This is a genomic window from uncultured Sulfuricurvum sp., from assembly GCF_937936435.1.
In the GTDB taxonomy this organism is placed as follows: domain Bacteria; phylum Campylobacterota; class Campylobacteria; order Campylobacterales; family Sulfurimonadaceae; genus Sulfuricurvum.
In genome coordinates, this window is record NZ_CALDDG010000083.1 from 1 (window position 1) to 9,989 (window position 9,989).

Here is a 9,989-nt window from a genome sequence, read left to right on the forward strand (position 1 = left end):
GTTCTTAGCGTAATCGGTTTACTCTCAAGTCTCAATAAAGTATTCAGCGCCTTTGTATCATACTCGATTCCTGAAACATTTCCGATATACCGATTAAACTCCATAGATTGCTTCAAAATCTCAAAAACATTGACTTTTTGTTCGGAATTTTGAGTAGGGGCTTCACCAATATTGCCTGAATCCATCGCCATGACCAATGAACTGGATTCATCCAGAGACATTTGACCTGTTTTTATCAAATCGTTGATAATCGTTCTAAACTCCGTTCTCGAAATGTTGTTAAAATCGTATCTTTTGATTCCGTCATCGCCGTTATTCAAAGTATTCGGTTCGCTTTCGGATTTTTTAGAGGGATACTTCGTATTTAAAACCTCAGAATGGGGTGTCAGTTTAGCTATAGTCATTTTATGCTCCTTTTGTGTATGGATTCGATCGCTTCAATGACCGATTCAGGTTTTTCATAGGGGATTACATGTCCGCTATCGACCCATATTACTTCTGCATTCGGATACAAATTAGCAAGATCAATCCGTTTCGCATTCGCATCATCAGCCAGTTCGGAATGAACCGACATCGGTTCCAGTGCACTTAAAATAATAATCGGCATCGATGTAGCTGTAGGCAGGGCAAGAACTTCATTTCCCGTTTTATTGATAGCATCAAACTCAGTTTCTGCAGTTTCGGACAACAGTAGATTAAATACTGTTTTCGTCAAAAAAGGCCAATTTTCCGGATCGCCGTTGCCTCTGAATTGATTCGGATGGGTAGAGTCCACCAGCACTAAACCCGTCACTTCTTCGGGATATTTGCGAGCATAGTACTGCATATACAAACCACCAAGCGAATGCCCAACAAGTATATAGGGAGGGGAGAGCTTATTGTGTCGCAAAATTGTGCGCAATTCTTCTATTATATGTTCACCATCACGTTCACTCGATACGCTCGTGCTGTTACCGTAGCCGGCTCTATTGTACGTGAATACGGAAAAATTATTGTCAAGACCGGAAATGACATCCGACCACCACTTCATGGTCCCACCTAAACCGTTTTCAAAAACAACCGTCGGCGAACCGTTTTGTTTTAAATAATATTCTACGTTTTTCTCATCGACTGTAGTTATTTTTGGCTCTAACACAGTGCTACATCCGCTAAAACCTATCATTATTAAAATCGAAAGAAATATCATGTTGTATTTCATTGTATCCTCCTAATCTCTATTAAACCAGCTTAAATCTCGACAGCCGCCATTCGAAGTATCGGCGTGGTAATCAACAACTCTGAAATCAGATTGTGAACCGCCTTTTCTTAATTCAAGTGTCAGTTCGCATGTTACGGATGTTCCACCGTACACCGCATAGCCATTATTGTCTATATGAGAGTATCCCACACCCGGTATAAAATATTCGTTGTAGTAGGTAAGAAAGCGTGCATCGCCTACTTCGGTGGCGTTAGAAGGCGCACCGGATTTTCTTACGATCTCGTTTTCAGTTTTTCCGAGAATCCATTTAAGTTGTTTAAATTGTTTAGATTCTCTACCAAACATATCCGTATGTTTCTTGGCATTTGCACTGATTTCCTTTTTAAACGCTTGATCTTCATGAATATCGTTGAGAGCTGCCGAAGCCAATGCCTTATTGCCGGCGATTTGCTGTTTTGCCTCTGCTAACTGTTTATCTAATTTAGCGTTCCACTCTTTTAATTCTTGAGCAGTTAATGTCTTGGCATTATAGGCAGGGCGGATACCGTCAGCCAATACGGTTTTCCATACCATATCAACTGCCTGAAACCGGTCTAAATCACCGATATAGATAATACCCAACTTATCAAAAGCACTAAATTTTTGTCCATTTTCGCTTGCTGCAACTTCTTTGGCCGCATTCAATACTTGCTCATTATCACAAGCAATTTTTGAGGCCACTATCGGAAAGGCAGAGTTAGCGGAGTCGTAAGGTTTCCAGTCTTGTTTTGTCTGTTTATCGCTTCCGTCACGAAACATCGCGTGTGCTGAGTAGATGCGATACATTTTATTGTGACATTGGAATAGTAATGTCATATCGATACTTTCCGGTGCGGTTTTATTTTCATAAGTCGCTACTACACGCATTTCTACTTGTCTTTGCTCATTTCTCAGTTTCTCGAACTCTTCGTTGGTATTCGAGTTCATGAAAGCAGATATGCTTGTTGAATGCTCATACGTATTTAAAAACTGAGCTGTATAGACTACGCGTGAAGGTTTTTCACCTTCCATAAAAATAATGCCCGTCGGTTCTGCAAAACTAATAGAAGGGAATGTTAAAAAAAAGATGAAGCGAGTTAATTTGGTAGAACCTGATATCAGCACTTGTCTTATCTCCATTATAAACCCTTTTATAGAATTCAATAATCGATTTAAGTCTATTGGAAAAAAATGATTGAAAAATGATTACTATTAAAAAATTAGTTCAAATCGTGCACCCCGATCGCTATTGGATACAGACATCCTACCTGACATATTCTTTTCTACTATGGTTTTACACATATATAATCCGACTCCGCTGTGCTGTGATTTCGTAGTAAAGTAGGGTTCAAAAATTTTTTCAATACTTTCAGATGCGATACCTCCGGCATTGTCCTGAATAGTTATTGTGTTTTTATTGATCTGTATGGATAGAGCAGGGTGTGTTGCGTTTGATGAAATAAAAGCGTCTTTGGCATTGACTAAAATGTTGAGTAATACTTGTACATATTGATTTTTATAATTGTATAGGGATGAATCTTCGATCAAATCAATGGTAGTTGCAATATTATGCCGTTGAAATTCTCCTTCAACCATTCCTAATGCATAGAGAGTTTGTTCATACAGACTGAAAAATTCTTTGTGCGTATCAGGATGATAGAAATTACGGAAGTTATCTATCGTATCGGACATAAATTGTAGCTGCTTCATCCCCTCATCGGATTTGTCGTTAATATATTCATCTATCGATGCGGTTGATTTAATATTCATAAAAATATAAGAGAGGTTGGTTAAAGGCTGTCGCCATTGGTGTGCAATATTTCCGAGCAATTCACCCATAGAAGCAAGTTTGGATTGATGGATCATAATGGCTTGTTGAATTTTTTGTTCCTCTTTTAATTGACGAATAGAGTAGGTTAATGCAAAAGCGACAAAGATAGCTTCCAGCGGTGATCCGATGAAAATGGGACTGAATGTTAAACTGTCCCTATATATTTCTGAAAAAGCTACCGATACGATTAAACAAGACCAGCCATAGAAAAAATACAGTGCAGGCACATATTTTTGTCGATAGCGTATCCAGGCAACAATCAATATAAAGACCAAAAAAAGAGAAAAAGGGAGAAAAGTAGTGATGAATCTTTGAGATAACAAGGTAATAATGAATTCAAAAATCAAAAGGATCAATAATCCATTTAACAACATATGAAGTATCGGTGAATATTTTTTTGTTTCTAAAAAAGCTCGTGCAAAGACAAATGACATGATGCTTGAAATGATTATTATCGAGTCATAATAGGTTGAACTCGTTCCAAAATCATAGGTTGAAAGTAAAAATATACCGGAAGTATTCATCAAAAAAGCTGCAACGCTCAACTGCAGCAAAAAATAATAAATAAGCATGATTGTTTTATTGTGGCGGTATAAAACCAAACTGTAAATTGCAGCCATAAGAACTATACCGATAGAGATACCGTAAAGCATAAATTCCGCAGCGGTACGCCCTAATTCTTCATAAAAAAAATCTTTACCGTAAGATAAGGATTGCAAAATGAGCAGAAGTATTAATTTTATCATAGTGATGCGGGAATAATTCTGTAGCCTAACCCTGAAATGTTCTCTATCGCATCTATTTTCATTTTTTTGCGTAACGAACGGACTAATGTTCGAAGCGAGTCTATATTTATCCCATCATCCGGCCAGACGATATTTTGCAGCTCATCATACGTGACAGCTCTGGGAGAACGTTTGACGAGAGTATCAAGTACTAAGAGTTCAAATTGTGTTAGTTTTACGATTTCATTATTGACGACAAGTGTTTTGTTGTAAGTATCAAAATAGGATTTTGTACCGATTGAATAAATATTGGTTTGTTGATTATTGAGAGACATGCATGCTAATGAAAGTGCTTCTTTGATAGCAGACTCTTGTAAAGGTTTGATAAGATATTTAATAAGTTGAAGTTCTACAGCTTCTAATAGCAAAGTCGTATCAGTATATGCACTGAGAATAATTATGGGAGTTTTTTTATCAATTAAGCGAATTTTACGGGCCATTTCGAGGCCATTCATCATCGGCATTCGGATATCGGTAATAATGATGTCAGGTTTGTTTTTTTCATAAAGACGATACCCTTCGAGGCCATTAGAAGCCTCTAATACGGTATCAAAAAGTCTGCTGAAATACTCAGCAGCATTTTTACGAATGGTGCTCTCATCTTCAATGTAGAGCAATGTCAACTGGTTAAGGGGAAAGACTTCTAAATTCATGGAAATATTTTATCACTCTTTATAGATTGGCGAATACTATTTATGCAAAATGTTCTGCACATAGCAATCTGTGAGTTTTTCTTTGATTCTTTTTCCCTGATTCCAATCTATGGATATCCAGACAGTTTTATTGCGACTGATGGTAAAAGAGTGATTATCCTGCATGGAGTTCAGCATCGATTCATATTCTGAAATCGGGATCATTACCGAACCATAATTATTAGGTGTGCTGTCGAATACACCGTTAATCGCTCCAAAGGTGATGGCTTTTTCTTTATTCTCGCTCAAGGAAATCTTGACATCCGTTTGGCGTGAGGGTGATGGGATATTCGGTCCTGAAAAGATGATGGCACCCCCTTCAAGCGTATTGTCTGGAGAACGCAGAGTGATCGAGCCTTGTTTTTGGGTATATGTCGCTGAACAGACACCATCGCTGTTTGCAGGTGCAAATTCCCATCGACCGGAGGGTTTCGTCCCGTTGCATTTAAAAGAGATTACCTGTCCCGGAGCTTTACAACCGGCTATCATCTCTTTTCCGCCCGCTCTTGGAGCAAATACCGCGTGGACATCGGCGGTAATCGTATAAAGATTGCCCCCACAGGCTTCTGAAATGGTGTCAAATGCCTCTTGACGCTGCTGCTTTTTGATTTTTGAATCGGTGCAGTAGCGCACTTCTCCTTCTCCACCGTTGATATAAGGGAGAATTTTTTTATCTTTTGCGGAATACATATAAACTTCGCTGGCATGCGCTCCGGCTGATACTATCAATAATGCGACGGCAAGATATTTGAACATATCATTTCCTTGTGATTTGGATTTATTTTTAATGAAGATTAAGAAATACTCGAAAAAAAGAAAACTAATCATGAGAGGAATGGCTCAACACATTCTACCCATGACAGAACATCAGAATAAACGGTTAAACATCTGATCCATTTTTGATTCTAGCGTATTGCCGACTTTATTCACCGCTCTATCAGTAGTCCGATCAATAATCTGGTCGGATTTGCGTTCTACTTTTTTGTCGAACGATGAACTGTTTCTGTTATCAGAAGGCTCAGGAGAAGCCGTCGAGCATCCTGTCATAAATTGAATCGCAATGAATGCGGCTACATAGATTTTTACAGTCATGCTTTTCCTCTTTTGTAGATTGATATACAAGTTATAGAGAAAAAAAATGATTGAAAAATGATTGAAGCAGAAAAAATTAAAATTTTAATTCGAAACAAGCACCTTCATCTGTATTCGATACTGCCAAAATTCCGGCCATATTTTTTTCAATAATGATTTTGGACATATACAGACCGATGCCGCTATTGTGAGGTTTTGTGCTGAAATAGGGTTCAAAAATACGGGTTAGAAGATTTTTCGGTATCCCGCCGGCATTGTCTTTTATTTTTACCGTATTTTTAGATATTTCGATATGAATGTACTTCTTTTGGAGATTTAAAGCGATAAGGGCTTCTTTGGCATTTCCAATAATATTGAGTAAAACCTGAATGTACTGGTTTTTAAAATTGAGTAAGCAGGTGTCTTGGAATAGACGAATACTTGCATGGATGTTGTGATGATCGAGCTCGTTTTGGATGATACTCAGTGCGTATGAGGTCTCATCATAGAGGCTGAATTCTTCTCTACCGACATCAGGGCGCTGAAAATTATGGAAATTTTCAATCGTTTCAGACATGAATTGCAGCTGAAAGAGCCCTTCATCCACTTTTTTCTGTATAGTGATTTGTTCATTATGTGATGCATTGATATTCATGAAAATATAAGAGAGATTGGTAAGCGGTTGCCGCCACTGATGGGAAATATTTCCTAGCATCTCTCCTAGATAAGCAAGCTTGGCCTGTTGAACAAGAATGAACTCTTGAATCTTTTTTTCATTTTCACTTTGTTTAACCGTATAGAATAGTCCCAAGGCAAGAATGATCGCTTCTAACGGCGAGCCTATCAGCAAAGGATTTGATAAAAAGACAGTCTCCCATAAGGAAGCATTTGGATCAACTTTAAAATTTATATTCAATTCGATCGAAGCAATCAGTATAGACCAACCAATCGAATAATAAAGTGCGGGTGTGAATCCTTGATAATAGCGTATGATACCTACGATCAAAAGTAGTCCCATTAATCCAATACATGGTATGAGATCGTTGAGATTTGTTTGACCCAAGATCAGTAAAATAAAATCCAATGATAATATTAGCAGGAGTAAAATCAGAAACTTGTCGAATATCGGAGTATTTTTTTTCGTTTGTAAAAAAGTACGTGTGAACAAGATCGCAAAGACAGCACCTAAATTTGTAAAAATATGAGCTATTTTTTCTAGGTCGATAAACCAATGAAAATTATGTAAAATATTTGTCAAATATAGCAGACTAAAGACAACTGTAACCTGCATCATTGTGTAATATAAAAACATGATTTGTCGATTATAGATAAATAAAACTGCATTATAGATTGCCGCCATGAGGACGATTCCAGTTGAAATACCGTAGAAGAACAACAATGTATTCGATGGTATTTCAGAAAGTTTATCCGTACCGATCAAGCCTCCAAACAGTCCTGAAATCGTAAATACAAAAATCAATAAAACTATTTTCATGGATGTCCTGTAAAAGATTGTTAATCTTTTAAATGACTTTTGTTGTCGAACGGTTTCCCCGCCACGCATTGTTCCAGTTCAGCACGTGCTTTTAATCCGGAGTGCCAGGTGATATCGGCGATTGTTTGATCCTGATAAATCACTTCGAAACTCCAATCATCTACCATCCCCGCCATCAGCGCTTCGATATTCGGAACGGCAAAAAGGATCATAGGCCGAGACGATTTTCCTACCGTCATGTAAATGGCATTCAGGGTTACGGGCGAAAGGTTTCCTTGTTTGAGTGTGACCATAATAGGTTTTCCTTTTTGGTATTCGGGAAAACGGTGATCGTCGCCGATAGGCATAAAACCGAGCAGAGCCCCCCGATAGTTGCCGCCTGGGCCCGAGAGCATTACGGCCATCCCGTCTTTCATCCCGTCAGTGCGACCCGGCTGCAATTCACGTTTTGCCTGTAGAAATGTCGCAATACAATATTCGCCGGGTTTGGCATTGGATTTACCCTGCATAAATTCCCACCACCCTTTGATGATTTTCTCGCGGTATTTTTCAGCCTCTGCTTTATTGCCTTTGAGTGTGCTTTGGACGTCGATCTCTTTTTGGGTTTTGTCCATTATCGATCCAAGCACATCGAACGAGCCTCCCTCTATTTCCGCGTGTACAGAAGAAGAGAGAAGTACTGCTATGAGTCCCGCAGCTAAAATCGGAGTTTTAATGTTTATCATCTTCTTAATCCTTTTAGTTTATTTTGCCAGTTATCATTATTTGCCTCTTACGACGTCGTTGCAAAGGAGTCGAACTTCCCCCAGACCTACACCTTCATAATCGGATCTGACGATAATATCGTTCACACGCCATACGCCCTGTTCATCTGGTTTTAGACTAAATTCCGCGAAACACTCGGCATAACCGCCCGCATCGCCTCCGATAACTCCCTGCGCACCGTAAACCGTGACACCTTGCTTTTCCCAGGTTTGAGTGTAACGAAGGAAACGCGTATTTCCGGCTTGGTTGAATTCAGGATTCCCCATGTATTCGACAACATTTTCTTCGCTCTGTCCACGAAAAACTTTCGCCAGTTTGGCTTCATATTTGTTCATCTTCGAACCGTCAGGGTGTTTATCGCCATTTTTGGCCGCTTCCAAGTCGGCTTTCATTTCTGCATTGGTCTTCTTGATGCTCTCCAGCAGATTTCCCCTCATCGATGCCGTCCTAGACTCAAATTCCTGATGTTCCTTTTTCAATTTTTCCAATGCCACTTGTCTGTCGGCTTTGGATAGCTTCGTACTCCATTTCCCGGAAGGGTCAGGACGCTTGCCTGCCAGAACTTTCTCCCACCAGAGCTGATCCCATGCAAACTCAATGTATTCAGAGTTCAAAGATAGGCCTGTGACCGCCATATCCGCTGGCAATCCCAGCTTGGCTATGCGTTTCCCGAAACCATCAAAATCGAATGAGTTGTCCTTTTTGATGGCGTCATGTAAGGCATGATCAATCTCAATGTGATTGCAAGCGATGGCACCTGCTTTGGATAGCATGGGGGCACTCGATGTTTTCCAGTCGGTCATGGCAATGGGTTCGGGCTTCAAGTCAGATCGCCCAATAGTGTAGCTCTCATCCGGACCATTGATACGAAAGGTCACCGGATCGCCAGCGCGGACAATGTTTTTAATGTCGTTAAAATTAATCTTTCCCCCGTCCATGGCAACTATATCCGGGCACTGGAATTGCAGCGCCATATGTGCGAGTTCAGGCTTTTTCGGATTTTCGTAGACGGCTGTGACGGTAATCTGGCGCCATTCCGTGCCACTAAACATCTGGTTAGGTGGAGTTCGATTGAGAACAAGGTCATCGGCGAAATAGACAACGCGGTCATCGACCTCACCTTCGTATTGCAAAATAAAGCTGAATCCGAAAAGCTCGGAAGGAATCAGCGGGAAAACGGATAGGCATACTGCAAAGAGGGTTCGTGAATTAAACATGTGTTATTCCACTTTATTTTTTCTTTTTTGCATTACACTTAAAGACGATGGTATTGTCAAGTGTACATGAAGCAGAATGTCCCGGGGATTCACCGGTAATGCTATAGTTGTTTCCTTTACAAGTTTCATTGATCGTTTGAAGAGCTTGCTGCCGTCGGGACTCGACAAGGGTATTTAATCCCGCATTACAGTAAGTGACCTCACCCGTGGCTCCTTTCTGATAATCAGGCGCACCTTTGCGAAAAGTTGTTTCGGCACCGTTGTAAAGATGCACGGCAGGCGACATACATCCGCTTAAGACAATAGCAATAACAGATGTTGCTGTAACAATTTTAAACATAATGCTCTCTCTTTTATGTAATTAATGGTTAATTATATTTAAATCACAATGAAAAATATACTGTTACTTTTTACAGGGAAGAGAAGTTATTAGAAGGGGCTTGGCTGAATAAGCCCTTTGAGTGTGGCTTTTGCAACGGCGTGTTGTCGGTTGCACACTTCGAGTTTTTGCATGGTGTTGTTGAGATGAAAGTTTACGGTACGCTCGGATATTCGGAGAATATGGGCTATTTCCCATGCCGCTTTGCCATCAGCCGCCCATTTGAGACACTCCTGCTCCCGTTTGCTGAGAGGACGAAGCGCCTCGTCGTATAAACCGGAAATACGTCTTAGCGTTTCATGGATGTGACTAGCTAGAATCTGGACAAAAGGGAGTGAACGATACGTCGTTTCATGGGCAGCCGGAGTATCGTTATCGATGGAGAAACTGAGGATTCCGAATTCGCCGTGGGGAGTATGGATCGGCATACTGACACCATTTTGAAGACCGAATTTTTTAGCGTCATTCATCATCTTAAATTCTGAGCTTCCCGGCTCTATCGGCAAATTCTTCCACTCTATCGGAAGAATGCTTTTGG

General features: G+C 40.0%; 12 protein-coding genes. All 12 read right to left on the reverse strand.

The window, feature by feature from the left end; all coding sequences use genetic code 11:
* The coding region (locus tag Q0389_RS08685) for a hypothetical protein (protein WP_298693534.1) at positions 1-404 on the reverse strand (404 nt) is incomplete at its 3' end.
* Positions 401-1,198: an alpha/beta hydrolase gene (locus Q0389_RS08690; RefSeq protein ID WP_298693536.1), complete on the reverse strand. Its 798-nt coding sequence runs from the start codon at positions 1,196-1,198 to the stop codon at positions 401-403. The genes Q0389_RS08685 and Q0389_RS08690, both read right to left, overlap by 4 nt.
* Positions 1,199-1,207: 9 nt before the next feature.
* Complete coding sequence (locus Q0389_RS08695) at positions 1,208-2,356, reverse strand: hypothetical protein (protein WP_298693537.1); 1,149 nt, start codon at positions 2,354-2,356, stop codon at positions 1,208-1,210.
* A gap of 72 nt (positions 2,357-2,428) precedes the next feature.
* Positions 2,429-3,766 (reverse strand): sensor histidine kinase, encoded by a 1,338-nt coding sequence (locus Q0389_RS08700; RefSeq protein WP_298693539.1) that lies wholly within the window; start codon positions 3,764-3,766, stop codon positions 2,429-2,431.
* A 23-nt stretch (positions 3,767-3,789) separates the two neighbouring features.
* Complete coding sequence (locus tag Q0389_RS08705) at positions 3,790-4,485, reverse strand: response regulator (protein ID WP_298693540.1); 696 nt, start codon at positions 4,483-4,485, stop codon at positions 3,790-3,792.
* 36 nt (positions 4,486-4,521) lie between these two features.
* A complete protein-coding gene (locus Q0389_RS08710; protein ID WP_298693541.1) occupies positions 4,522-5,280 on the reverse strand; it encodes a hypothetical protein in 759 nt (252 codons plus the stop codon).
* A gap of 111 nt (positions 5,281-5,391) precedes the next feature.
* Complete coding sequence (locus tag Q0389_RS08715; RefSeq protein WP_298693543.1) at positions 5,392-5,616, reverse strand: hypothetical protein; 225 nt, start codon at positions 5,614-5,616, stop codon at positions 5,392-5,394.
* Positions 5,617-5,692: 76 nt separating this feature from the next.
* On the reverse strand, positions 5,693-7,090 hold the full coding sequence (locus tag Q0389_RS08720) for a sensor histidine kinase (RefSeq protein ID WP_298693544.1): 1,398 nt from the start codon (positions 7,088-7,090) through the stop codon (positions 5,693-5,695).
* Between the two features lie 20 nt (positions 7,091-7,110).
* Positions 7,111-7,815 (reverse strand): hypothetical protein, encoded by a 705-nt coding sequence (locus tag Q0389_RS08725; protein ID WP_298693545.1) that lies wholly within the window; start codon positions 7,813-7,815, stop codon positions 7,111-7,113.
* Positions 7,816-7,851: 36 nt separating this feature from the next.
* Complete coding sequence (locus tag Q0389_RS08730) at positions 7,852-9,072, reverse strand: hypothetical protein (RefSeq protein WP_298693546.1); 1,221 nt, start codon at positions 9,070-9,072, stop codon at positions 7,852-7,854.
* A 13-nt stretch (positions 9,073-9,085) separates the two neighbouring features.
* Complete coding sequence (locus Q0389_RS08735; RefSeq protein ID WP_298693548.1) at positions 9,086-9,412, reverse strand: hypothetical protein; 327 nt, start codon at positions 9,410-9,412, stop codon at positions 9,086-9,088.
* 89 nt (positions 9,413-9,501) lie between these two features.
* Positions 9,502-9,989: LuxR family transcriptional regulator (locus Q0389_RS08740; RefSeq protein ID WP_298693550.1), on the reverse strand; the 488-nt coding region annotated here is incomplete at its 5' end.